The following is a 25767-nucleotide window of genomic DNA, read 5'->3' as shown; positions in this document are numbered from 1 at the left end:
GATTGTAAAATTCTCAATAAATCAATTCTAAAAACAGATTTTGATTTTATGGCAGAATTCAAAGTGTGACTTTTTATCAGCAAATAAATTATATTTTTCAACCCTAAAATCTAGTCTTATGAAAATTGCTACCATTATTGTCCGCGTTTTAATTGGTCTTTTGTTACTTTCTGCTTCCATTATTTTCTTCTTTAAACTGGCACCGGAACCAGAAACGACCGGTAATTTTAAGGCTTTTAATATGGGCCTGGTTGCCTCTACTTATTTACTGCCTTTAGCAAAAACCATAGAGTTATTATGTGGAATTGCATTTATAACTGGGCGTTATGTAACGTTAGCTAACATTTTAATCTTACCAATTACCGTAAACATTTTGTTTATTAATTATTTTTTGGCTCCGGAAGGCCTCCCAATTGCTGCATTATTATTTTTAGCTAACTTATTTTTGATCTACAGATACTGGGATAATTACAGAAGCCTTTTTAGAGCTTAATTATTTTTCATTTAAAAAACAACAAAACCCGATAGTTAAGCCATCGGGTTTTTTATTAGTTTGAATTATCATGTTTAATCCAGACAAGATCTGAGATATTGTATCCTATTACATTTGCTATTTTAAGATAATCTGATCTTACTACTTTTCAGGAATTACAACCTCACGCAAAAGCATCCACTTATATTTTAAACTTTCACCCGCCACTAAGGCATATTTATAATCCTCATCAATGGCGATTACATTATATCCCGAATAAAAAGGACCAAAAAATGAGACTTTAAGCATACCGACATTGTCTTTTCTGACGAATTTGGCTTTCCTAATGCTTGTTCCCACTTGTCTTTTTTGACATTATAGCCCTTATTATCAACTTTTATAGTTCCATTATCATTTAAAGAATATTATGCTGTAACACTGTTCAGATCTTTTTCATATTTGAAATCCAATCTCGCAATTTCATGCCCTTTACCAGACACTTAGCTTTTTAAATTTTATCAACTGCAGTTGCTTTTTCAGAAATAGTTGAACCGCAAGAGGAAAATACAAAAGTAATTCCTGTTCCTATTTAGAAGCAGGCCTATATATCTATTTTTCATGATGTTACTTTTTATATGAATAAAGATAACATCAGAATAGCACCTCTAATTTACAAAATTATTTTTGATTTTTATATTTAAAAAACCATAAAAAATGATTCAAAAACAAAAAACCGCCAGAAAATTAATTCTGACGGTTCCTGAAATATTTATTAACGTAAATTATATGTGTAATGCTCTATTGTCTGTAGCCGCTAAAGCTGCTTCTTTTATTGCTTCAGCAAAAGTTGGATGTGCGTGGCTCATTCTTGAAATATCCTCAGCAGAAGCTTTAAATTCCATTGCAGTAACTGCTTCAGCAATTAAGTCAGCTGTACGCGCTCCAATCATGTGAACACCTAAAACCTCATCTGTTTTTGCATCAGCGATAATTTTTACAAATCCGTCTAAATCTCCGCTTGCTCTGGCACGGCCTAAAGCTTTGAAAGGAAAACTTCCCACTTTATATTCTGTTCCCGAAGCTTTTACCTGCTCTTCCGTTTGTCCAACAGCCGCCACCTCTGGCCACGTATAAACAACACCAGGAATTAAGTTATAATCGATGTGTGGTTTTTGACCTGCTAAGATTTCAGCAACCATAGTTCCTTCTTCTTCTGCTTTGTGCGCCAACATGGCACCGCGAACAACATCACCAATGGCATAAATATTTGGAACATTAGTTTGTAAATGATCGTTTACTTCTACTTGTCCTCTGTCTGAAATTTTTACTCCTGCTTTGTCAGCGTTTAATCCGTCAGTATACGGACGGCGACCAACAGAAACTAAAGAATAATCCCCTTCTAAAGTGATAGTTTCACCTTTTGCATTTTCAGCCTGAACTACAACAGCATCACCGTTTCTTTCTACTGATTTTACTTTGTGGGAAACATAGAATTTCATTCCTTGTTTTTTCAATACTTTAGTCAATTCTTTAGACAAAGCACCATCCATTCCCGGAATGATTCTGTCCATAAATTCAACTACAGAAACCTGAGCCCCTAAGCGTAAGTAAACTTGACCAAGCTCAATTCCGATAACGCCACCACCAATAATTACTAAGTGTTTTGGAACTTCCTTTAAAGCCAAAGCCTCAGTTGAAGTGATGATTCTTTCTTTATCAATTTTGATAAAAGGTAAAGAAGATGGTTTTGAACCTGTAGCGATCACTGTATATTTTGCTTCAATAGTTTCAGATGTTCCGTCAGCTTTAGCAACTGCAATGTGCGTTGCGTCTACGAAAGAACCTAAACCTGTAAAAACAGTGATTTTATTTTTATCCATTAAGTAGTTGATTCCTCCTACGGTCTGATCTACAACTCCTTGTTTGCGCGCTATCATTTTTTCTAAATTTACTTTTACATCTCCCGAAACTTCGATTCCGTGATCTGCAAAATGTGCAATTTCTGCATAGTGATGAGAAGATGATAATAATGCTTTTGAAGGAATACAACCTACATTAAGGCAGGTTCCGCCCAAAGAGCTATACTTTTCTACAATGGCAGTTTTGAAACCTAATTGTGCGCAACGAATTGCTGATACATATCCGCCCGGTCCTGAACCTATAATGACTACGTCAAATGAACTCATAGTTTTTCTATTTTATTTTTAGCGATACAAAATTAAGGAATAAACTTTTGTTTAAAGTTTAAATTTCAATGTTTTTTGTGTGAAATTTTGGGTGGGGATTTAACCGAAAAGTTTGGTTTTATTTTTGCCACAAAGGCTCAAAGACACAAAATTTTATTCCTATTTATTTCAATTTTGGATATTGTTTCACGCGGATTTGACAGATTTAAGCAGATTTTATTTCTCTAAATTTCGACGCAAGGAGAAATTGTAAAAAAGCCTTTTGCACCTTCGCGAGATTATTTTAAAAACCTTTGAACCTTTAAATCTTTGAACCTCCCTAAAAAATAACCGTTGAATTCTTCACTTCACTAATCATAAACATACTTTGTGTACTGCCTATATGCTGTAAAGTTGTGAGTTTGGTAACTAGAAATTCTCTGTACGCTTCCATATCTTTCACTAATACTTTTAATATGTAATCGTAATCACCGCTTACGTGGTGGCACTCTAAAACTTCGTTGAGTTTGATGACTTCGCTTTCGAATTTGGTTAGAAATTCTTTGGTATGCTGAATGAGTTTTAAATGACAAAAAACTACAAATCCTTTTTCGATTTTGGTTTTATCTACTAATGCTACATAATTTTTGATTATTCCTTCTCGCTCTAACTTTTTGATACGCTCATAAACGGCGGTTACAGAAAGATTGAGTTTTAATGACAATTCTTTGGTTGTTTTTTTACTGTCTGTTTGCAATAAAACCAGAAGTTTTTTATCTGTGGCGTCTAAAGTCATAGTTGGTTATTGGTTAATGGTGATGAAAGAAAATCTATTAATTTGAGTTTTATAAATCTAATTTAGACAAATAATCCTTTTTAAATCATTTTAATAGTTTTAAAATCTAATTATAAGTTTAATGGTTGTTTAATTTTCTAATAAGCTGTTATTTTGAATAGAATTTCTTTTAAAAAAAGAGTGCCCTGGCGAAGCTAACTGACGAAGTAAATTGCTTCTAAATAATTGCAAAAATCAAAAAAATATTAACCTGAGGGTGAGATTGATTCGTCCCTCGCAATGACATAAAAATGAAAAACTTTAATCCGGCAGATAACATTCAGGATTTGCAATACTTTGGTGAATTTGGAGGTGTAAATCCTTCAATTTCTGATTCTTCTACCTATACCTTTCTTTCTGCCAAAACGATGTTCGATACTTTTGAAGGGAATATGGAGGGCTGCTATTTGTATTCTCGCCATTCGTCTCCCAGTAATTTGTACCTGGATCAGGCTTTGGCAGCAATGGAAGGAACGGAAACTGCCAACGTTTCTGCATCTGGAATGGGTGCAATTACACCCACACTATTACAGCTTTGCGGTGCGGGTGACCACATAATTTCAAGTCGAACGATATATGGCGGAACTTATGCTTTCCTGAAGAATTTTACCCCAAGATTCGGGATTGAAACGAGCTTTGCAGATATCACAAAATTGGATATTGTTGAAGCAGCAATTACGCCAAAAACCAAAGTTTTGTATTGCGAAACGGTAAGTAATCCGTTATTAGAAGTTGCCGATATTGCTGGTTTAGCTAAAATTGCTAAAAAGCATAATTTGAAATTGGTGGTCGACAATACGTTTTCTCCTTTGTCTGTTTCACCAGCCAGATTAGGTGCTGATATCGTGATTCACAGTTTGACGAAATACATTAACGGGAGCAGTGATACAGTTGGTGGTGTCACTTGTGGCTCGAAAGAATTTATTAATTCGCTGAAAAATGTAAATTCCGGAGCCAGTATGCTTTTGGGGCCAACAATGGATAGTCTGCGATCTGCAAGTGTGATGAAAAACCTTCGTACATTACACATTCGTATCAAACAACACAGTCACAATGCACATTTTCTGGCTGATAAATTTGAAGCGGATGGTTTAAAAACAGTTTATCCGGGATTAAAAAGTCACCCGAGTCATGAGCTTTACAAAACAATGATTAATCCGGAATATGGTTTTGGCGGAATGATGACAATTGATGTTGGGACTTTAGCAAAAGCGAATGAATTAATGGAATTGATGCAGGCAAGAAACTTAGGATACTTGGCGGTCAGTTTAGGATTTTATAAAACATTGTTCAGCGCGCCTGGAACTTCAACTTCAAGTGAAATTCCGTTAGAAGAACAACACGAAATGGGACTGACTGATGGTTTGATCCGATTCTCGATTGGGCTGGATAATGATATTCAGCGTACTTATGAAATGATGAAGGAATGTATGCTAGAACTTGGGGTTTTGTAAACACAAATTTCAAGAATTATCACGAATTACTCTCTTCTACTGATTATTTTTCGCCACGACATGGCATTTGTTTGTATGAATAATAATGCTGTCGATTCTGATCGCGAAGGACGGATTAAAATCCGTTGAAAAATAAAAACATTATCAAAATAAGTTCCGTAGGAACGGTATATACTACGGAGATTCTTCTTTCGAAATAACATAAAATGCAAAAGCCGTTCTGATCGATTTCAGAACGGCTTTTACGCATAACTTATAATTCAAAACTTATAACTTCTCAACGAAATTTAGTTTACTATTTTTTCTACTGTATGTAAAGTAAATCACAAGTCCTGCTAACAACCAGATTGTGAAGTAAATCCAGTTCCAGACACTTAATTCTGCCATCATGTACAGGCAGCAAATTAATCCTAAAAGCGGAATTAAAGAAAGATTTTTCCTGAAAGACCAAACGGCTAATCCAACTAAAACGACTAAGAAAATCCACATTGGAATTTTATGTTTGAATAAACTGAATCCTGACTCATATTTTAACGAGCCATTGATTGGCAGACCTTTTACAACTTCGGCATATTTAGCTTCGTTGTTCTGGTATTGTCCCAGTAAATGTTCTAAATCTGAGGTTTCAGCAGTATTATTATGTACCTCAATACTTTTTAAATAATCAGATACTTTCAAAGATTCTGCTTCATCCAAAGATGTTATAATCGTTGTTGCATCATAAATCTGAGCATCATTATTTATGAAAGCCATTGTTGCTTTATTATTGAAAGCAAAAGCATAATACAAAGCGGCTATAATTGCAACCGGCAAAATATATTTAGAATTCACATACGGCGTTTTGAATTTTCCTCTCGGAATATCAGGTTTATTCTGCAACACTAAAACGCCTGCACAAACCAATACAAAAGCAAATAAAGTTCCGATACTGCATAAATCGGTCACCATGGTTAAGTTTAAAAACAAAGCCGGGACCGCCACTACAAAACCGGTTACGATAGTTGCAAAGGATGGCGTTTTGAATTTAGGATGTACCGTAGAAAATTTCTTAGGCAATAAACCATCACGGCTCATGCTCATCCAGATACGGGGCTGTCCCATCTGGAAAACCAATAAAACGCTTGCCATCGCTACTACTGCACTTACGGCAATAATTCCCGACATCCATTTTAAGTCTAACTTATCGAAAACAAACGCCAGAGGATCTCCAACATTCAGTTCGTTATAGCGTACCATTCCGGTTAAAACCAAAGCAATGGCAATATATAAAATAGTACAAATAATAATCGCCCACATCATTCCGCGAGGTAAATCACGCTGCGGATTTTTACATTCTTCCGCAGTAGTCGAAATTGCATCAAAACCAATATAGGCAAAGAAAACTGCAGATACTCCTTTTAAAACCCCGCTAACACCATTTGGCGCAAACGGGTCCCAATTGGCAGTGTCTACATAAAAAACGCCCACAGCTATTACCAAAAGAACAATGCAAAGTTTTACAACCACCATTACGTTACTTGCGTTACGGGATTCTTTCATACCTCTGTAAACCAAAGCTGTAATTAAAACAATGATAAATAAAGCAGGTAAATCAGCTACGAAATGAAAAGAGCCAATTTTTGGCGCTGTTACCCATGCTGTATGAGCCGCTTGCAAGGAAGAACTTAAATTTTCAAATGATTTTCCACTATGAATTAATGCCGTGGCATCTTTAAAACCATTGGAAGCAGTTAGATAGTCCATCTGGATCCATTGCGGAAGATGAATTCCGCCACTCTGGAGGAGGCCAGTAAAATAATCACTCCACGATATGGCAACGGTTATATTACCAACAGCATATTCCATGATTAAAGCCCAGCCAATTATCCATGCAATCAGTTCTCCAAAAGCAACATACGAATACGTATAAGCACTTCCTGAAACCGGAACCATCGAAGCAAATTCGGCGTAAGCAAAAGCAGCAAAACTACAGGCAAGCGCAGTAAATAAAAACAGAAAAATAACGGCTGGTCCGCCATCAGCACTGGCTTTTCCAATAGTACTAAAAATCCCTGCACCAACAATAGCTGCAATTCCAAACGCTGTCAAATCCCTGGTAGTTAAATGCTTTCCAAGTGCATTATGACCATCAGCTTCATTTTTTGCAACTTGCTTCAGAATATCCTGTACCGTTTTTTTTCTAAATAAACCTGATAATGCCATATATGGTTTTGCTTTTAAAAATTAATATATTTCAGACTTTACACTTTTATTTTGCAAATAATGCAAAAATTATCCTGAAATCAAATATATAAAACGATTTTGTTTATGTGAGTGTTTTTAGTTGTGAAATTCAACAAAAGTATCAAATTTCAGTTTCACAGATTTATAGGATTTAAGCCCTTTGAGCACTTTTTTTTCACAAATTAAATAGATTCCCACAGATTATTTTTTAAATTTGTTTACACTGCTGAATTTGCCTGAAACAAAAAATATTTTAGATTCAAAATTTAATTATGCAGATATTACATTTATAATGAGCGTTTTATAACTAAAAAAAACACAGCATTTTCCAGAAAACTTTACTTATAATACTTAAATTTAAAGATAATTTTTATGAAAAAAATTTCAAGACGTTCATTTGTGAATAAATTCAGTATGGGCGTTGGTGCTTCTGCAATTATGACAACCCTTCCTTCTTTCTTAACTGAACCGGGAAAAAATACAATACCTTACACTGGTAAAAAAATCAATCTTGCATTATGCGGTTTGGGAATTTACGCTAATATAGTGGCAGAGTCAATGCAGGGTTCTGAATATTGCAATCTTGCAGGAATAGTGACGGGAACACCTTCAAAAGCCATTAAATGGAAAGAGAAATATAATATTCCGGAAAAGAATATTTATAATTATGAAAATTTCGATGAAATCATAAATAACAAGGATATCGACATGGTCTACGTGATTTTGCCGAATAGTCTTCATAAAGATTTTGTTATTCGTTCAGCAAAAGCAGGAAAACATGTTATCACTGAAAAACCAATGGCAATTAACGTCAAAGAATGCGAGGAGATGATAAAAGTCTGTAGTGACAATAATGTGCAATTAGCCATTGGATATCGTCTGCATTTTGAACCGACACATTTAGAAATTAAAAGATTGGGACAGGAGAAAGTTTTTGGACAAGTCCGATACGTAGAATCATCCCTTGGATATAAAACTTACGATACCATTGCAAAAACTCCTGTAGATATAAATAGTCCGGCCAATTGGAGATTAAACAAAAAACTATCCGGTGGAGGTCCTTTAATGGATTTGGGAATTTATTGCATTCAGGCCAGCCGATATATTTTAGGGGAAGAACCCATTTCGGTTACCGCTCAATTTGGAACCATAAATGATAAAAACAGATTTTCAGAAACGGAAGAAAGTATCTCCTGGCAAATGGTATTTCCGAGCGGCGCCATGGCCAATGGTAATAGCTCTGTCGGTTATAATATTGACCGAACTTATGCATCAGCAGATTACGGTTCTTTTGAATTAAGTCCCGGTTTGAGTTACGGTCCGTATGAAGGGAAAACGTCGAAAGGTCCGCTTAAATTTCCCCCTATCAAACAACAACAGAAACAATTAGATGAGATTTCTAAATTATTGCTTGAAAATAAAAAACTGCCTAATCATATTACCGGTGAAGAAGGACTAAAAGACATCAAAATCATTAACGCCATCTACAAGGCTGCTGAAACTGGGAAGAAAGTTTCAATAAGCTAATATGAGTCATTTTGTAACTGCTTCATTGTAACATTTTACAGAAATGATTTACTAATAAGCTAATAACTTAAAGGTAAATTTATGGGAAAAATTTCAAGACGATCATTTGTGAATAAATTTGGCGTGGGCGTTGGCGCTTCTGTAATTATGACAACGCTTCCGTCCTTTTTAGCGGATCCGCTAGAGGATAAAATTCCATACTCAGGGAAAAAATTAAATGTCGCAATTTGCGGTCTTGGAAATTACGCGTCAATGCTGGCAAAAGGAATTCAGCTTTCTGAATATTGTACTCTTGCCGGAATAGTGACCGGTACACCGGCAAAAGCTGAAAAATGGAAAAGTCAATACAACATACCCGACAAGAACATTTATAATTATCAGAACTTTGACGAAATTATCAAAAACAAAGACATTGATTTAGTGTATGTCGTGGTTCCAAATGGTCTCCACAAGGAATTTGTTATACGTACTGCAAAAGCCGGAAAACATGTTATTACAGAAAAACCAATGGCAGTTACCGTCAAAGACTGTGAAGAAATGATTAAAACCTGCTACGATAATAAGGTGCAATTGGCTATTGGATATCGTTTGCATTATGAACCAACTCATTTAGAAATTAAACGATTAGGCCAAGAAAAAGTTTTTGGGCAAGTCCGTTTTATAGAAGCATCACTAGGTTATAAAATACATGATCCTCTTGATACAAAAAGCACTGTCAATTTGAATGATCGAAATGAATGGAGACTTAACAAAAAATTAGGCGGCGGCCCATTAATGGATTTAGGGGTTTATTGTATTCAGGCCAGCCGCTATATTTTAGGAGAAGAGCCAATTGCCATAACAGCACAATTTGGCACTGTATATAACACACAAATTTTTTCTGAAACAGAAGAAAGTATTTCGTGGCAAATGGTATTTCCTAGCGGCGCTGTAGCAAATTGCAATACTTCTGTTAGTTATAATATTGACAGATTGTACGCATCCGCAGATGAAGGTTCGTTTGAGTTAAGTCCGGCTTTAAGCTACGGTCCATTTGAAGGAAAATCAACTAACGGTCCACTAAAATTTCCTGTAATCAACCAACAGCAAACACAAATGGATGAAATTGCTAAATTATTATTAGAAAACAAAAAACTACCCAATCATATTACCGGAGAAGAGGGACTGAAAGACATCAAAGTCATTAATGCCATCTATAAAGCTGCCGAAACCGGAAAGAAAGTTTCCTTAAAGTAAAGTAGGGTTTTAATATCTTTCACAGAGATTCGCAAAGAAGTTTTAATAAGGAAATAGATTCACAAAGTTTTATACCATTATGAATTATTTTTCACGCAGATTTAAAAAAGATTTAAGCAGATACGCGCAGATTTATTATTTAAAATCTGCTCAATCTGCCCAATCTGCGTGAGACAAAAATCTAAAGTCTAAATTTACTTAAGACAGCTTCTCAAAATACTAACCGGATGCTGGGCTTCCCTACTCGTTCCATCATATATTTGATGACGACAGCTCGTTCCTGCAGCGGCGATTTTTACGTTTTCGGCGGTGGAACGCACTTTTGGGAATAAAGTATCCTCTCCCATTTGCATACTAACCTGATAATGTTCTTTTTCGTAACCAAAAGATCCAGCCATTCCACAACAGCCCGAATTATAAATGGTAACAGTATTATTTTTTGGAAGATTCAGCATCGCAAAAGTCGCTTCAACAGAGCTCAATGACTTCTGATGGCAATGACCGTGAATCTTAATTTCTTTACTTTCATCCAAAAAAGAATCCGATGTGATTTTACCATCGATGATTTCTTTTTTAAAGAATTCCTCAATTGTAAACGTATCATGCGAAAGTTTTTCAGCGGCTTCTTTATCATCTGCCAATCTCAGGTATTCATCCCTGAAAGTCAAAATAGCTGAAGGTTCAAGTCCAACCAAAGGTGCATTTCCTAAAACCAAATCTTTAAAAATGTTGACATTACGATTGGCAATTTTTTTTGCTTCTTCCAAAAATCCTTTTGATAAATAGGCTCTTCCGCTTTCTTCATGATCTATAACTAAAACCTGATAACCCAATTTAGTCAATAGTTCGAAAGCATCTATTCCTATATTCACATCATAATAATTGGTGAATTCATCCACAAACAAATACAATCTTCCGTTTGAAAAATCCGTAACTGCAGGTTTATGATTTTGGTGCCATTTTCTGAAAGTCTTTTTCGCCAATAGCGGTACTTGTCTTTCCGGTGCAATTCCCATCTTCTTTTTTACCAGCGATTGATTCGAAATAAAGTTGGTTATCGAGGGAAACAAACTTCCCATTTTATTCAGTTTTGCATTGTGTGCAAAAATCTTGTTTCGCGTCGAAAATCCGTTTGCTTTTTGGTATTGGTATAAAAATTCCGCTTTTAAAGTGGCAACATCCACATTACTCGGACATTCGCTGGCGCAGGCCTTACAGCTCACACACAACTCAAAAACTTCATATAATTCTTTCTGGTCGAATTTATTTTCTTTTTCCGAATACGTCAGATATTCACGTAACGCATTGGCTCGCGCACGCGTAGTTTCTTTTTCATTTTTGGTCGCACGATAACTCGGGCACATCACACCTCCTGCCGATGGTAATTTTCTACAATCGCCGGAGCCGTTGCATTTTTCGGCAGCACGCAAAATCCCTAAACTGTCTGAGAAATCCTGAAATGTTTTAATGTCCGGTTCTGCCCTTCCCGAAATCACACGATGGTTTTCGTCCATTTTTAAGGCGTTCACAATCTTCCCGATATTCAAAACCGAATTCGGGTCAAACGCTAATTTAATTCGTTTCAGCAATTCGTAATTCGTTTCGCCAATCATAAACGGAATAAATTCGCCACGTACAATTCCGTCGCCGTGTTCACCGCTTAACGAACCTCTGTATTTTTTTACCAAAATCGCCACATCGGTCGCGATGGTTCTAAAGAGTTTTAAATCAGATGTTTTCTTCAAATTCAAAACCGGACGCAAATGCAGTTCACCTGCACCCGCATGCGCATAATAAATCGCACCTTGTCCATGACGCAGCATCATGGCCGAAAACTCAGCAATATAAGCAGGCAAATCGCTCAGTTCAACAGCCGTATCTTCAATAGAATCGGCGGCTTTGTCGTCTCCCACAATACTTCCCAAAAGTCCGAGACCGGCTTTTCTAAGTTCATTTACCTTTTCAATATCAGCTCCGTAAATTTTTACGAGCGCGTAACCAAAGTTATTTTTCTCTAAATCAGCCACCAAAGCATTTGCCTGATTTTCGGCATCTTCCGGATCGTGCGAAGCTACTTCAAACATCATAATCGCTTTGGGTTCGCCCTGTAAAAAGAATCGGTTTTTAATATGTTCGCGATTGGTTTTCGTACAATCCAGAATCGTATCATCGATCATTTCGCAAGTGTACAAATGATGTTTCATCGCCACCACAACAGATTCCAGCGATTCCTGAATGCTATGATAATGAGCCACAACCATAATATTATGAACAGGCGGCAAATCATCAACTTTTAAGGTAATTTCAGTAGTAAAGGCCAAAGTTCCTTCGCTTCCGCAAAGTAATTTTCCGAGATTTATGGTTGGTTCGGTTCCGCCAAACAAATCTGATTTCAGTAAAATATCAACGGCATAACCCGTATTTCTCCTGTGAATCTCCGGTTTCGGAAACTCTTTTATAATTTCTTCATGCGTTGCTTTTACCGAAAGCTCGTCGTAAAGGCTTTTATATATTTTATTTTCTAAAGTATCACCTTTGGTCTTTTCAATAAACTCCGCCGAGGTCAGTTCCTGAAAAACTGCTTCAGAACCATCACTCAAAATTGCTTTGATTTCTACAATTTTATCGCGCGTAACACCATACCGGATCGAAGTCGTTCCCGAAGAATTATTCCCCACCATTCCGCCAATCATACAACGGTTTGAGGTTGAAGTATTAGGTCCGAAAAATACGTTATGAGGTCTAAGGAATAAATTCAGTTCATCGCGAATCACACCGGGCTGTACTGTAACCGTTTTTTGAATCGGGTCGAAATTCAGGATTTTGGTAAAATTCTTCGAAACATCTACCACTATTCCGTCACCAACGGTTTGTCCGGCCAACGAAGTTCCGGCTGTTCTGGGTGTAATCGAAATTTGATGCTGCGATGCAAACCGGATCAGTTTACTAATATCAGCTATTGTTTTAGGCACGGCAACCGCTTTTGGTTTGATCCGGTACACCGAAGCATCGGTCGAATAAAGCGTTTTATGAAGATCATCGTATAAAAGTGTTCCTTCTAATGATTCTGATAATTGTTGTAACTCCCTAATTATTGACATTATAGCTGAATTTATGGACTAAAACGGATATGTTCTGAGCTACAAAAATACTTTTTTTTAGGTTCAGAGTTACATAGTAATAAAGGTTCAAAGTTTTTTTTGTGATAACTTCTTTCCTAAACGAATTAAAGTTTTTAAAATTTAGATTTTTTTAGAATTGAATTGATTTTTGATATTGCTTTTTGATATTATTTAAGGAGCTATTCCTGCTGTCCTTCCAAATCTTTTGTACCGAACCCCGGCACAAAAGGATTTTCCCTCCCATCAGGGCTCAATTGGTTTCATAAGAAGGTTTGCTGAAAATTGATTTATAAGAAAAGGCGGTTCTTCCAGCACACTATATGACATAAAAACAATCCAAAAAGCCCTTATAAAATTACTCAAAAAGGAACCCGAAAAATAACAGGTTTAATATCCGACTCTTCTTTTAACGGATATAATATTCACTTTGCGAAATTTCTAACGCAGGAGAAAATACAACCATAAGGATTTCGGTCTTCGAAACAAATTATACAAATTTATTATTTAACCATTTGTCTCACAGCTGTCTCTGATTGCACAACTACCCTACCATTCTCTTCAATTTTATTTTTAATGATTCTGTCAGGACTTTTATAATTTTCAATAGAAATGGTTTGATTTAAGATTCTATTGCCAAAACGGATATCAACAATCAAATCAATATCAGTTTTGCTTTTATCCAAATCAATTGGAATATTAGGGTAAAGTGCATTGGGGTATATAACTTCAAAGTGATATTTATTAGAACATTTTTTATATTCCATGATAAAAGCTTCGCCATCAGTGTTCTCTAAATGATTTATTTGTTTTATTTTTTCTGAATCAAATATGGTAATGGAGACATTTTCTAATTTCTCCTCCCCTACATGATTAAGAAAAACTTTAGGCTCATTAAAATTATTAAAACTAAAAAGCAACGAGCAATAACTATCAACGGTTGTAATTTCCTTATTTTTATTTGAAAATTTTGAAATTAAAGCCACTTTAAAAAATTTAAGTAAAGTTTCTGCCATTTATTTAAAATTAAACGTTTATACATTTGATGAAAAACAACAATAAAAATTCAATTTAACCGGAATTTTTATTTTACTTTTTTACCGTCTTTTTTTTCTTTCAGACCCATCAACATTTCGCAAAAATATTGATTACCAAATTCACACAACCACGTATAAATACCTGTTTATTTAAACAATAAAAATTTCTCTTTTTTATACATTTATATCCAAATAAGTCTAATCTTAGCTTTTTCAAATAAAATACTACTAAAACATCATTTAATGAACCAAAATATAAATGCTCTTTACGAAATTGCTAAAAAAGAGACCCGAAAAATAATTGGACTAATGTCCGGAACTTCACTCGATGGATTGGATATTGCGCTCTGTACCATTACCGGTTCAGGTGAAAATACTGACATAAAAATTCTGGAGTTCGAAACAATCAATTATACGGAAGACATTAAAACAGAAATCCGGAAAATTTTTGCCCGGAAAACTGTCGATTTTCAGCATTTTGCTTTGTTAAACGAATGGATCGGAATCCTGCATGCCAATATGGTCAACGATTATCTTCAAAAGTGGCATATTCCGGCACAGGAAGTCGATTTGATTGCTTCGCACGGACAAACGGTTTTGCACGCTCCAAAGTTTTTGCACCAACAGGAAAAATTTCCCAATGCAACTTTACAAATTGGCGATGGTGATCATATTGCGGTAAAAACCGGAATTATCACGTTATCAGATTTCAGGCAAAAACATGTTGCAGCAGGCGGCGAAGGTGCGCCTTTGGCTGTTTATGGTGATTATTTATTGTTCAGCAAAAAAGGCGAAAACCGTATTATGCTGAACATGGGCGGGATTGCGAATTTCACTTATCTGCCCGCTTCCCTAAATGCCGAAGACGTTTTTGTAACGGATACCGGAACTGCAAATACTTTAATCGACATTTATACGAAACATTTTTTTTCTGAAAAAAGTTACGACAAAGACGCTGAAATCGCCCAAAAAGGAAATGTAAACCCTCAACTTTTAACCGAATTAAAAAGTGACACCTTCTTCACGAAAAGCTTTCCAAAAACCATCGGTCAGGAATTATTTAATTTCGAATTTGTACAAAATGCCCTTTTAAAAACCAAACTCAATGACATTTCGGCATCAGATTTGCTGGCCACTTTAACACGGCTAAGTGCAGAAACTATTGCCGAAGCGATTCAGTTTGTGGTAAAAAACACAGGATTTCCTATTGAAGATTTCAAGGTTTATATGTCGGGCGGAGGAACCAACAATCCATTATTGGTCAAATGGTTAACCGAATTATTACCATGTGAATTTCAAAAAAGCGATGATTTAGGTATTTTAAGCGATGCCAAAGAAGCAGTTTTATTTGCTGTTTTAGCCAACGAAACAGTTGCAGGAGGTAATTATAATTTTGGCACGAACAAAGGAATTCCATCGGTAACAATGGGAAAAATTTCTTTTCCTGATTAATGTTTTTCTAACACATACATAGGTTTAAAACTAAAATAAGAAGTTTTAAAAAACAATAATTTTCTCACATAGAAGTAATACTGTGTGTTTAAATAAGTAAAACACCTTTAACACAGAGAATACTATGTATGTGTTAAAAAAATATTACACAGCATAAAGTATGCTATAAAATTAAAACTTATTTGATTCGATTATATGATAACCAATTAAATAACGTTGAAATTATAATTTCTGAATTATTTACTATAGTCCGTTAAAAAAACTATTTTTGATTCCTGTTAAAAAAGATTGAAATGCATAAAAATCAGCACTTACTATTCTCTATTTTATTTTTAATGTTCTTTGGATGGAACGCCAATTCGCAGGAAAAGGCAATGCATCCTAAAAATGAATTTAGGGGAGTCTGGATCGCAACCGTTGTAAACATTGACTGGCCAAAAACGAGCCTCGATAATACCTCTAAAGAAAAAGCTGATTATATTGAGATTCTGGATGCTTACAAAAAACTGAATTACAATGCTGTAATTGTTCAGATTAGAAGTGTTGGTGATGCTTTTTACCCAACAGAACTGGCTCCGTGGTCACGTTTCCTAACCGGGAAAGAAGGTCAGGCGCCAAATCCGTATTATGATGCATTGGAATGGATGATCGACGAAGCGCATGCCAGGGGTTTTGAATTTCATGCCTGGCTGAATCCGTATCGCGCGACTTTCGATTTGAATAAACAACAATTGAGTTCAACTCACGATATTTTCAAACACCCGGAATGGATGATTGAATATGGTGGAAAATTATATTACGATCCTGCATTGCCGGAAGTTCAGGCACATTTGACCAAAGTAGTAAAAGAAGTCGTGGATAAATACGATATCGATGCGATACATTTTGATGATTACTTTTATCCGTATGCCGTTCCCGGAAAAGTATTTAACGACACAGCATCGTACAGAAAATACGGGAAAGGTCTGTCACTTGCCGATTGGCGTCGTGCAAATGTGAGCAACTTTGTACAAACGATTTCGACTACGATAAAAACAAGTAAGCCATGGGTTCAGTTTGGAATCAGTCCGTTTGGGGTTTGGCGCAACAAATCGGTTGACCCAAAAGGTTCTGATACGCAGTCCACTTCCAATTATGATGATTTGTATGCAGATCCTGTTTTATGGATGGATCAAAAGTGGATCGATTATATTCTGCCGCAATTGTACTGGAGTATGAATAATCCACGGGCTTCTTATTCGAAATTAGTAAAATGGTGGGCAGAAAACTCCAATAATACTGCCGTTTATATTGGTCATGCTTCTTATAAAATCAGAGGTGACAGTGATAAAAGCTGGAACTTTGCCAATGAAATCCCAACACAGATTGATTTTGCCAGAAGTTTTAAAAACGTTTCCGGCAGTGCTTATTTCAGCGCTAAATGGTTTATGGACAAAAACTTTGATATTGTGCGTCTTTTAGAAGAAAACCAATATAAATATCCAGCTCTTCCTGCTGCGGTTCCAAATTTAAAACATATCGTTATTGATACGCCGGTTGTAAACGAATTTGTAAAAGACAGTCTGCATTATTCATTTAATATTAAATATCCATTCAATACGAAAGTACGTTATATAGTTGTTTACGGTGCGGAACATGCTTCTAAACTCGATATCAATGATGCCAGACAAATTGTAGAGAAAGTAATGGTTTGCGAAAATACAGGAACCATTTCATTTACTATTCCGGCAGAAAAAATGAAACAATACAATGCCTGTGCGGTAACTTTTATTGATTATTATGCTAATGAAAGTACACCAACCACAATCGATTTAAGAAAGACTTTTAAAATTTACTCCCCCGCGCAGCCCCATGAAAACAGATAACACACCCTGGTTTTGGATTCCGTTGTTAAATTTTGCCTCCGGATTTCCTTATATAATTATTACATCGGTATCGGTACTGATGTATAAAAAATTAGGCATCAACAATGAAGATATTGGTGTTTATACCAGTTTATTATACTTGCCGTGGGTTATAAAACCACTTTGGAGCCCGTTTATTGATTTGCACGGAACCAAAAGAAAGTGGTTTCTCTCTATGCAGCTGCTTATTTCGATTGCGTTTTTAATCGTTGGATTTACGATTCCGCTGAATCATTTTTTCCTACTCAGTTTGTCCATTTTTTGGGTCGCTGCTTTTGCCTCTGCTTCTAATGATGTCGCTACTGACGGATTTTATTTACTGGCTTTAAAAAAAGAACAGCAATCCCTTTTTCTTGGAATCAGAAATACATGTTACCGATTGGCAATGTTAACCGGAAATGGCGTTATTGTACTATTGGCAGGATATTTAGAACACAAATATGGTGACAACACAAAAGCCTGGTCACAAACAATGGTTTTTGTTGGCATCGTAATGGTATTTCTAACAGCATATAATTTCTTTTCGACACCAAAAACAGTTGAAACCAAAATAGATACAAAAGCCGAATCTGATCAAAAAAGCTTTGGTTCTGTTTTTGCCAGTTTTTTTAAAAAGAAACAAATTGGTTTGATTTTAGTTTTCATTCTTGTGTTCAGACTTGGTGAATCACAATTACTTAAAATGCTGACTCCATTTTTAGTGGATCCGATTAGTAAAGGCGGAATGGGTTTAGAAACTGAAGATGTGGGACTAATTTACGGTACTTTTGGTTTGATTGCCTTATTATTAGGCGGAATTTTAGGCGGAATTGCGATCTCTACACAAGGTCTGACCAAATGGATGTTGCCCATGATTTTAACCATGCATTTACCAATTTTAGGTTTTGTTTTGCTGGCACATTTTCATCCAGCCTCAATTTATTATATTTATGCCGTAGTTATATTAGAGCAATTTGGGTACGGATTTGGTTTTGCTTCGTTTATGATGTTTTTAATTTATGTGGCCGAAGGCGAATCCAAAACCTCCCATTACTCTATTGCTACTGGTTTTATGGCATTGGGAATGATGCTTCCCGGTATGCTTAGCGGTTATATTCAGGAATACTTAGGCTATGGAAATTTCTTTATCTGGGTATTTCTGGCAACAATTCCAGGTATTATTTTATCACGCTTTTTAATCTTTCCAAAAGATTACGGAAAAAAAACAGAAGAAGTTTAACCCCAAACAAACATCTTACATATGGAAATCAATGAAAATTTACAGGCCGAACGCAATCTGAAAGGAGCAGAATTCGAAAAAACAGGAAATTTTGAAAAAGCAATTGAAGAATATGAGAAGAATGTGGAGGAAAGCTTTAAAGGAAATCATCCCTATGATCGACTGGCAACAATCTACAAAAACCAAAATGATATCGACAACGAAATTCGGATACTGGAAAAAGCCATTATTGTTTTTGAAGAAATTACGATCGAAGACAGAATCGAGGGATTACCTAAACTCTTTCGTTTTAAAAACCGGTTGGAAAAAGCATTGTATACTAAAGCACAGCTTGCCAAACAAAAGAAAAACAAACTGAAGTAAGAAATAAATTTCATAGTATTTTATATGACCATCTTAAAAAGAACCAACTCCGATGATATCGATTTTATAAATCTGGTAGTCTTGCTAGACCGTGATTTAGCAATCAGAGATGGAGAAGATCACGCCTTTTACAACCAATATAATAAAACTGATAAGATAAAAAATGTTATTGTTTTTTATGAAAATGATGTAGCCGCTGGTTGTGGCGCTTTTAGGGAAAAGGAATCTGATACAGTTGAAATCAAACGAATGTTTGTGCATCCCGATTACAGAAAAAAAGGAATAGCATCACAAGTTTTAGCCAAATTAGAAATTTGGGCAGCTGAAAATAAGTATACTTGCACCATTCTCGAAACAGGAAAAAAACAACCTGAAGCGATCAATTTATATCAAAAATCAGGTTATACTATAATTCCAAATTATCCGCCATATGAACAAATGGATAATAGTGTTTGCATGAAAAAGACTTTATAATAATGAAAATGACAGCTCAGGCATTACGACAAAAAGTGGGACAATTCTTTTTTCCCGCAGTTTTCATAAACGATACCGAAGAAAACATTCAGGCAACCGAACGTTTGATTAAGGAACATAATATTGGCGGATTGACTTTTTTTCACAGCCGTGCAAGTGCTGCTACGAATTATGAAAGCAAGAAAAAAGTGGTGTTTAATGATGACAGCTATCAAAAAATAAAAGAACTGATTGTTCGCTACCAAAAAGCGGCTTCTACTCCACTTTTAATCAGCATTGATGCCGAATGGGGTTTGGCAATGCGTATAGAAAAAACACCTCAATATCCGTACGCACTCACACTTGGCGCTCTGCCGGAAAGCAAATCGAATTTGGTTTATGAAGTTGGAAAACAAATTGGTTTAGACCTTAAGTCAGCCGGAATTCATTATAACTTATCGCCTTTGGCAGATATCAATAATAACCCTAATAATCCGGTTATTGGCTATCGTTCTTTTGGTGAAAACAAAGAAAAAGTTGCCCATTTTGCTGTTGAATATTTAAAAGGAATGTCAGAGGTTGGCATTTTAGGCTGTCTTAAACACTTTCCCGGACACGGAAACACCAATGTCGATTCGCATTTAGGATTACCGGTTTTAAAGGAAACCCTGCAAGAATTAATGGAAAACGAATTGTATCCTTTCATAAAAGGAATTGAAAATAATGTAGATTCGATTATGATTGGGCATTTGGCTGTTCCAAGTTTAAATGGTGGAAAAGATACCTCGTCAACTTTATCAAAAACAATCATTCAGGATCTTTTACGTGAAAAATTAGGCTACGATGGCTTGGTGATTTCTGATGCCCTAAACATGCACAGCGTTTCAAAACTCTACGAAACTAAAGGGAAACTGGAATTAGAAGCTTTTAATGCCGGAAATGATATTTTATGTTTTGCTGAAAATGTTCCTGAAGGAATTGAAGCCATCTTTAAAAGTGCCTCACCAGATCGCATATTTGAAAGCTATAACCGAATCATGAAAGCCAAAGAAAAAGTTGGAATTCTGTCTGGAAACACTTTTGGTTCGGGTGAATTAAACTTCAAAAAAGCATCAGCGTTAAACTTTCAAATCGCTCAGGATTCAATTACAAAAATTATTGACAATTCAAATACAGATTTAGCTTTTAAAGCTCAAAAAAAGAATCAATTAGCAAAATTGAGTTTGTATAAAAATGTCGAAAATACATTCTTCAAAACCATAAATTCAAAATTAGAATCTCCTGAATTTGCTTATGAAAATCTGGAAGTTTCCGATATTTCGGAAATCAAAAAAAAGCTTGAAAATTTCGAAACCATCATCATATCATTATTTGTTCCGAAGGCAAAACCAATGAATAATTTCGAAATAAATGACGAAGTTTTAGAATTGCTTTCAGAATTGCTTCAAACCAAAAATTGTATCCTTTATGTTTTCGGAAATCCGTACGTTCTACCTATTATTCCGAATCTTTCTAAGGTTTCCGGACTAATACAGGTCTATCAGGATTTTGAAGAGTTTCAAAAAAATGCAGGAATTCAATTTCTTGAAAATAGTAATTGCAATGGAAGTCTACCCGTAAATATTGTACTTAATTAAGATATAAAAAACACAATCAACTTTATTACAAAATCAAAAATATAAAAAGAATTCCGTAGAATAAAAGCAAAAAGTAGTCAGAAATTCATTCGACTACTTTTAATCTTTATTAGCTAAAAAATACTACACCGGGTAATCTTTCAAAAAAAAAATATTCGATTTTTTCGTTTAGACAGACATACCAGCTTTTAATTTCTGAATGATTTCTAAATATCTATTTTCAAAAATAGAATGTTCTACAGGCTCAACAACCGATTGAAATAGTTGCATTAAATCCTCAGAATGGTTGGCTGTTTTTTGTGTTTGAATATTAAATTGAATAAACTTTATCCATAGAATTGCCTTTAATTCTGTTTCATTTTCATTCCACATTTTCATTTCAACTACTAGAAAATTATCGCTATATTGAATCAATTGTGATTCAATTAATACCGTTTCCATTGTAAAAGCAGGTCTTATATAATTTATTTGATTTGATGCAACGACCCAGCTAAGTCCTGTTGTTTTTAGATATTTAAATATATCCAAATCATAATATTCAGCAATTTGATCCTCTCTGGTATTGATAAAATATTCCAAATATTTTGAATTATTCAGATGATTAAAAGGGTCGCAATCCTGAAATCTAATTTTTCTTTTTGTTTTTAATACTTTTTCCATTATTATTAAGATATATTATTTCAAATACCAATCGGTATGAAGGGTTAAAAAATTTTAATTTACGATATTGTTTATTATTGTTTCATCAATAAAATCCATAGTGTTGTTTATGTAGGTCTTATTATTATGAGTAAATGCCAAAAGCGAACTTCCTTCAATTAATGATAATATTATTTGCGCATATTTAACTGGATCTGTACTGCTTTTAATCTCACCATTAGTGATACCTTCGCTAATAATAGTAGTTAGACCTGCAATAAATTTACCTGATAATTTTTGAGCTGCTTCAAATAAAATTGGATTGATAAATTTTGTATCAACTCCTACCCGCAGCATGGGACAACCACCTCTATCATTAACTAAATCATAATAACTTCGCTGATAATTTGTTATGGAATATAACTTATTGATACTTCCTTCCTGAGTGGCAACTAATTTGAATAAAGGTGTTATTGCTAAATTTATATTTAACTGAAATGACTTTAGAGCCAAGTCTTCTTTATTAGCAAAGTTGCAATAAATTGCACCTTTTGTAAGACCAGTAGCATTGGTTATATCACTCAAACTCGTTCCAACATATCCTTGCTTGTTGAAAATTGGTGCAACTTTATCTAATATAAATTCTGAAGTATCCATAATTATAGCTTTAAGAGAAATATTAAATACAAATATAATCCAAATACCAATCGGTATGTAAGCAAACTATGTTAATTTTTAATTCCGATTGTTTAATCAATGAATAATTTTATTAAAGTTTCAAATCAAATTTCTTATTTATTTGAAAAATATAACTCAAATTCAATAAATTATATCTTTTATCTCCAAAGTAATAACAAAAATCTATTAATATATAAATAATTATAATCACATCTTATTGTAAATAATTCTACTTATACCCTACTTTTGCATCAGAAAATAAATTTTAACTTAAAACGAAAAATATGTCTTTAGTAGGAAAAAAATTTCCAAGTATTGCAGTAGATGCTATCTCAGAAATGGGTGATAACTTAAAAATCAACATTTTTGAAGAAGCAGTAAACAACAACAAAAAAGTATTATTATTTTGGTACCCAAAAGATTTCACTTTTGTATGTCCAACTGAATTACACGCGTTTCAGGCTGCATTACCAGAATTTGAAAAAAGAAATACTATCGTAATCGGAGCTTCATGTGACACAAACGAAGTTCACTTTGCCTGGTTAAACACTCCAAAAAACAATGGTGGAATCGAAGGTGTAACGTACCCAATCCTAGCGGATACCAACCGTAATTTAGCTAACATTTTAGGAATCCTTGACATCGAAGCTACAAGCTACAGCGAAGAAACTGATTCAGTTATCATTGAAGGTTCAAACGTAACTTACAGAGCTACTTACCTAATTGACGAAACTGGAAAAATCTTCCACGAAAGTGTAAACGATATGCCATTAGGCCGTAATGTAAACGAGTACTTAAGAATGGTTGATGCTTATACACACATCCAAGAAAAAGGTGAAGTTTGTCCTGCAAACTGGGAAGCCGGAAAAGAAGCAATGTCTGCTGACAGAATCAGTACTGCTGAATACTTAAGCGCGAACTAATTCTTTTAAAGGTTCTAAGATACTAAGATGCTAAGGTTCTAAGATTTCTCTTAAAACCTTAGTAACTTAAAATCTTACTACCGAAAAACATTCAAGAGACTGAAATAAAGAAGCTAAAAAACTTAGCAACTTAGAGCCTCAGTACCTCAGAACCTAAAAAAAAACTATGTTAATCGACTTAAACGAAGATACGTTAGCAGATTTAGTTGCTAAAAACGAAAAAGTAGTAGTACAATATTCAGCCTCATGGTGTGGAAATTGCCGTATTATGAAACCAAAATTTAAAAAATTAGCTACAGAAAATGAAGCTATCACTTTTGTTTTGGTTGATGCAGAAAATTCTCCTGAATCCAGAAAATTAGCTAATGTAAGCAACCTGCCTACTTTTGCCACTTTTGTAAACGGACAATTAGTTGGTGAAACCCAAACCAACAAACAGGAAGTTTTAACTGATTTGGTAAACGCTATTGCGTAAATAGATCATTAGGTTTTTAGACTGTTAGTTTTTTTTGAATCTTATCTAAAAATCCAATAATTGAGTAATCTAACAAATCTAAAAAAATGAAATTACCCGTAATAAAGCAATTGACCCAGTTCATCGAAGAAAACGATCAGGATTATATTATCGAAACGATCGAAGTTCTGGAAGCGATGACCGAAATTCCTTCTCTAAAAGACGAAGAATTAGATGTAATTGGCGAATTGATTTCGAATATGTATGGTGCTCTTGAAGTACACAAAATGGTCGTTCAGGGCACAGATAAAAAAGAAGCTTTAAATGCGTTCATGAAACGTGTTTTAGGTTCAATCGATAAATAATCGGCCTCTTTCCTGAGAAATTAAAAAAACATCACGTAAGAAGCGTTTCTAATTAAGAGACGCTTTTTTTATTTTCAGCTTTCAGTCCAATCTTATCATCCTGACACAAGGAAGGATCACACTTTAAATTCGACAAAGAAAATCGATAAACTTTGTAGAACTTCTAGTGTTTTTTCGTTCTTCAAAATGACAAACTTTGCCGATTAAACACATAGTAAAAACAATACTTCGGGCGAGACACCATTAGAAAAAGGGGCTAACATACTTTATCTTTATTCGCCCCTTTCCCTAATGCTGTCGGGCTATTTGCGCTACTTCGGTAGCCAGCGTCCATCCCTCTCGCGGACAGACGAACATAGAAAGGAGAAAATAGAGCAAAGATGGAAGAATTAAGAAATAAGACCGCAATTGTCACCCTGAGCGTAGTTGATGGCCTTCATAGCCCGAAAGGTCTTCTGCATCGATCACACTGATATTCGGAAGACACCTATCATAAAAAACTTTGACAAAGTAAACGCACGCAAAGTCATTCCTGAGGAACAAAGCTACCACACTAACAAGAGCAAACTTATAGAAACATAAAATGTTTAATCTGTATGAGATTGCTCCGTTCCTCGCTAAGACAAATTCACGTCTTAACCTATACTTAAACCCACAACAAATTCTTTTAGATTCAAATATTAATCCTTACTTTTGAACCTCATAAATTTAAACAAAAATCATGGCTTCAATAACATTAGGAGGAAATCCGGTTCATACATCAGGCGAATTACCAGCAGTGGGATCAAAACTAGCTGATTTCAAATTAGTACAAAACGATTTATCAGTTGCTTCATTAAGTAATTTTGCCGGTAAAAAACTAGTTTTAAATATTTTTCCAAGTGTTGATACAGGAACTTGTGCAGCATCTGTTAGAAAATTCAACCAAAGTGCAAGCGGACTAGAAAATACTACTGTTTTATGCATTTCCAGAGATTTGCCTTTTGCCCAAAAACGCTTTTGCGGAGCTGAAGGATTAGAAAATGTGGTCAACTTATCTGATTTTCAAGAAGGAAGTTTTGGTAAAACTAACGGTTTAGAAATCGTTGACGGGCCTTTAGCAGGTTTACACTCAAGAGCCATTATCGTAGTTGATGGAGATGGAAAAGTTCTTCATACGGAACAAGTTGCTGAAATTGCAAACGAACCAAATTACGAAGCAGCTTTAGCCGTTCTTTAATACAATAATCCCCTTTAAATGGAGTTTCAAAAAGATAATACTTTTGTAACGGGTCGGTTAAAAAGCATGACGTATGCTTTTAACGGAGCCATAAAACTAATCAGAACAGAACACAGTATTATGGTTCAATTCTCATTGGGAATTTTAATGACCATTGCCGGGTTCTATTTTCATATTTCACAAACCGAATGGCTTTTCCAGATATTAGCCATAGGTTTGGTAATGAGTATTGAAGGATTAAATACGGCAGTGGAAAAAATTGCCGATTTTATTCATCCCGATTATCATCAAAGAATTGGATTTATTAAAGATATTGCTGCAGGAGCGGTATTTTTTGCCGCTATGACAGCAATAGCAATAGGTTTGATAATTTACATCCCAAAATTTGTATAG

23 protein-coding genes are annotated in these 25767 nt (G+C 34.9%); 15 read left to right on the top strand and 8 right to left on the bottom strand.

Annotation, left to right across the window (positions count from 1 at the left end; translation table 11 throughout):
- Positions 1-118: 118 nt before the first annotated feature.
- A complete protein-coding gene (locus J2W48_RS09315) occupies positions 119-493 on the top strand; it encodes a DoxX family membrane protein (RefSeq protein ID WP_310280591.1) in 375 nt (124 codons plus the stop codon).
- 141 nt (positions 494-634) lie between these two features.
- Here J2W48_RS09315 and J2W48_RS09310 read toward each other — a convergent pair whose 3' ends face one another.
- The 3 genes from J2W48_RS09310 to J2W48_RS09300 all read right to left on the bottom strand — a co-directional run bounded on the left by J2W48_RS09310 (position 635) and on the right by J2W48_RS09300 (position 3433).
- Positions 635-832, bottom strand: coding sequence for a lipocalin family protein (locus tag J2W48_RS09310; RefSeq protein ID WP_310280589.1), 198 nt, complete (start codon positions 830-832; stop codon positions 635-637).
- Between the two features lie 422 nt (positions 833-1254).
- The gene (lpdA, locus tag J2W48_RS09305) at positions 1255-2658 is read right to left on the bottom strand and encodes a dihydrolipoyl dehydrogenase (protein WP_310280588.1); all 1404 of its coding nucleotides are present in this window, start codon (positions 2656-2658) and stop codon (positions 1255-1257) included.
- A 319-nt stretch (positions 2659-2977) separates the two neighbouring features.
- Entirely contained in the window at positions 2978-3433 is a 456-nt protein-coding gene (locus tag J2W48_RS09300) for an Lrp/AsnC family transcriptional regulator (protein ID WP_310280586.1), read from the bottom strand.
- 290 nt (positions 3434-3723) lie between these two features.
- Here J2W48_RS09300 and J2W48_RS09295 point away from each other — a divergent pair, with 290 nt between their 5' ends.
- Positions 3724-4926 (top strand): aminotransferase class I/II-fold pyridoxal phosphate-dependent enzyme, encoded by a 1203-nt coding sequence (locus tag J2W48_RS09295; RefSeq protein WP_310280585.1) that lies wholly within the window; start codon positions 3724-3726, stop codon positions 4924-4926.
- Positions 4927-5193: 267 nt separating this feature from the next.
- Here the strand turns inward: J2W48_RS09295 and J2W48_RS09290 are convergent, their stop codons facing one another.
- Positions 5194-7128 (bottom strand): amino acid permease, encoded by a 1935-nt coding sequence (locus tag J2W48_RS09290; RefSeq protein WP_310280583.1) that lies wholly within the window; start codon positions 7126-7128, stop codon positions 5194-5196.
- Between the two features lie 393 nt (positions 7129-7521).
- Here J2W48_RS09290 and J2W48_RS09285 point away from each other — a divergent pair, with 393 nt between their 5' ends.
- Both J2W48_RS09285 and J2W48_RS09280 read left to right on the top strand, forming a co-directional pair.
- Positions 7522-8676 carry a Gfo/Idh/MocA family protein gene (locus J2W48_RS09285; protein ID WP_310280581.1) on the top strand — a complete coding sequence of 385 codons (1155 nt, stop codon included), beginning with the start codon at positions 7522-7524 and terminating at the stop codon, positions 8674-8676.
- 81 nt (positions 8677-8757) lie between these two features.
- The gene (locus J2W48_RS09280) at positions 8758-9912 is read left to right on the top strand and encodes a Gfo/Idh/MocA family protein (protein ID WP_310280580.1); all 1155 of its coding nucleotides are present in this window, start codon (positions 8758-8760) and stop codon (positions 9910-9912) included.
- Positions 9913-10106: 194 nt separating this feature from the next.
- Here J2W48_RS09280 and J2W48_RS09275 read toward each other — a convergent pair whose 3' ends face one another.
- Together J2W48_RS09275 and J2W48_RS09270 are read right to left on the bottom strand one after the other, a co-directional pair.
- Positions 10107-13013 carry an FAD-binding and (Fe-S)-binding domain-containing protein gene (locus J2W48_RS09275; protein ID WP_310280578.1) on the bottom strand — a complete coding sequence of 969 codons (2907 nt, stop codon included), beginning with the start codon at positions 13011-13013 and terminating at the stop codon, positions 10107-10109.
- Between the two features lie 521 nt (positions 13014-13534).
- Positions 13535-14047 (bottom strand): hypothetical protein, encoded by a 513-nt coding sequence (locus J2W48_RS09270; protein ID WP_310280577.1) that lies wholly within the window; start codon positions 14045-14047, stop codon positions 13535-13537.
- A 264-nt stretch (positions 14048-14311) separates the two neighbouring features.
- Here J2W48_RS09270 and J2W48_RS09265 point away from each other — a divergent pair, with 264 nt between their 5' ends.
- The 6 genes from J2W48_RS09265 (at position 14312) to J2W48_RS09240 (ending at position 21096) form a co-directional block, all read left to right on the top strand.
- Positions 14312-15520: an anhydro-N-acetylmuramic acid kinase gene (locus J2W48_RS09265; RefSeq protein WP_310280576.1), complete on the top strand. Its 1209-nt coding sequence runs from the start codon at positions 14312-14314 to the stop codon at positions 15518-15520.
- 293 nt (positions 15521-15813) lie between these two features.
- A complete protein-coding gene (locus J2W48_RS09260; protein ID WP_310280575.1) occupies positions 15814-17385 on the top strand; it encodes a glycoside hydrolase family 10-like protein in 1572 nt (523 codons plus the stop codon).
- The gene (locus J2W48_RS09255) at positions 17372-18643 is read left to right on the top strand and encodes an MFS transporter (RefSeq protein ID WP_310280574.1); all 1272 of its coding nucleotides are present in this window, start codon (positions 17372-17374) and stop codon (positions 18641-18643) included. The genes J2W48_RS09260 and J2W48_RS09255 overlap by 14 nt, the downstream gene beginning before the upstream one ends.
- Positions 18644-18664: 21 nt before the next feature.
- Positions 18665-19006, top strand: coding sequence for a hypothetical protein (locus J2W48_RS09250; RefSeq protein WP_310280573.1), 342 nt, complete (start codon positions 18665-18667; stop codon positions 19004-19006).
- Between the two features lie 24 nt (positions 19007-19030).
- The gene (locus J2W48_RS09245) at positions 19031-19480 is read left to right on the top strand and encodes a GNAT family N-acetyltransferase (protein ID WP_310280570.1); all 450 of its coding nucleotides are present in this window, start codon (positions 19031-19033) and stop codon (positions 19478-19480) included.
- Positions 19481-19482: 2 nt separating this feature from the next.
- Complete coding sequence (locus tag J2W48_RS09240) at positions 19483-21096, top strand: glycoside hydrolase family 3 protein (RefSeq protein WP_310280568.1); 1614 nt, start codon at positions 19483-19485, stop codon at positions 21094-21096.
- Positions 21097-21264: 168 nt separating this feature from the next.
- Here the strand turns inward: J2W48_RS09240 and J2W48_RS09235 are convergent, their stop codons facing one another.
- Positions 21265-21756: an acyl-CoA thioesterase gene (locus J2W48_RS09235; RefSeq protein ID WP_310280566.1), complete on the bottom strand. Its 492-nt coding sequence runs from the start codon at positions 21754-21756 to the stop codon at positions 21265-21267.
- 54 nt (positions 21757-21810) lie between these two features.
- Positions 21811-22392, bottom strand: coding sequence for a TetR/AcrR family transcriptional regulator (locus J2W48_RS09230; protein ID WP_310280565.1), 582 nt, complete (start codon positions 22390-22392; stop codon positions 21811-21813).
- A gap of 305 nt (positions 22393-22697) precedes the next feature.
- On the opposite strand from J2W48_RS09230, the gene J2W48_RS09225 reads away from it, so the two are divergent.
- The 5 genes from J2W48_RS09225 to J2W48_RS09205 all read left to right on the top strand — a co-directional run bounded on the left by J2W48_RS09225 (position 22698) and on the right by J2W48_RS09205 (position 25767).
- Positions 22698-23336, top strand: coding sequence for a peroxiredoxin (locus J2W48_RS09225; RefSeq protein WP_310280563.1), 639 nt, complete (start codon positions 22698-22700; stop codon positions 23334-23336).
- A 166-nt stretch (positions 23337-23502) separates the two neighbouring features.
- Positions 23503-23811 (top strand): thioredoxin family protein, encoded by a 309-nt coding sequence (locus tag J2W48_RS09220; protein ID WP_310280561.1) that lies wholly within the window; start codon positions 23503-23505, stop codon positions 23809-23811.
- Positions 23812-23897: 86 nt separating this feature from the next.
- The gene (locus tag J2W48_RS09215; RefSeq protein ID WP_017495510.1) at positions 23898-24155 is read left to right on the top strand and encodes a DUF6952 family protein; all 258 of its coding nucleotides are present in this window, start codon (positions 23898-23900) and stop codon (positions 24153-24155) included.
- A 721-nt stretch (positions 24156-24876) separates the two neighbouring features.
- A complete protein-coding gene (gene tpx / locus J2W48_RS09210) occupies positions 24877-25374 on the top strand; it encodes a thiol peroxidase (RefSeq protein ID WP_310280546.1) in 498 nt (165 codons plus the stop codon).
- An 18-nt stretch (positions 25375-25392) separates the two neighbouring features.
- Positions 25393-25767 carry a diacylglycerol kinase family protein gene (locus J2W48_RS09205; RefSeq protein ID WP_310280544.1) on the top strand — a complete coding sequence of 125 codons (375 nt, stop codon included), beginning with the start codon at positions 25393-25395 and terminating at the stop codon, positions 25765-25767.

The sequence above is a fragment of the Flavobacterium piscis genome, assembly GCF_031457575.1.
Lineage (GTDB): Bacteria > Bacteroidota > Bacteroidia > Flavobacteriales > Flavobacteriaceae > Flavobacterium > Flavobacterium piscis_A.
The sequence above is the reverse complement of the archived record's forward strand: the minus strand, read 5'-3'. Positions and strand labels throughout refer to the sequence as shown.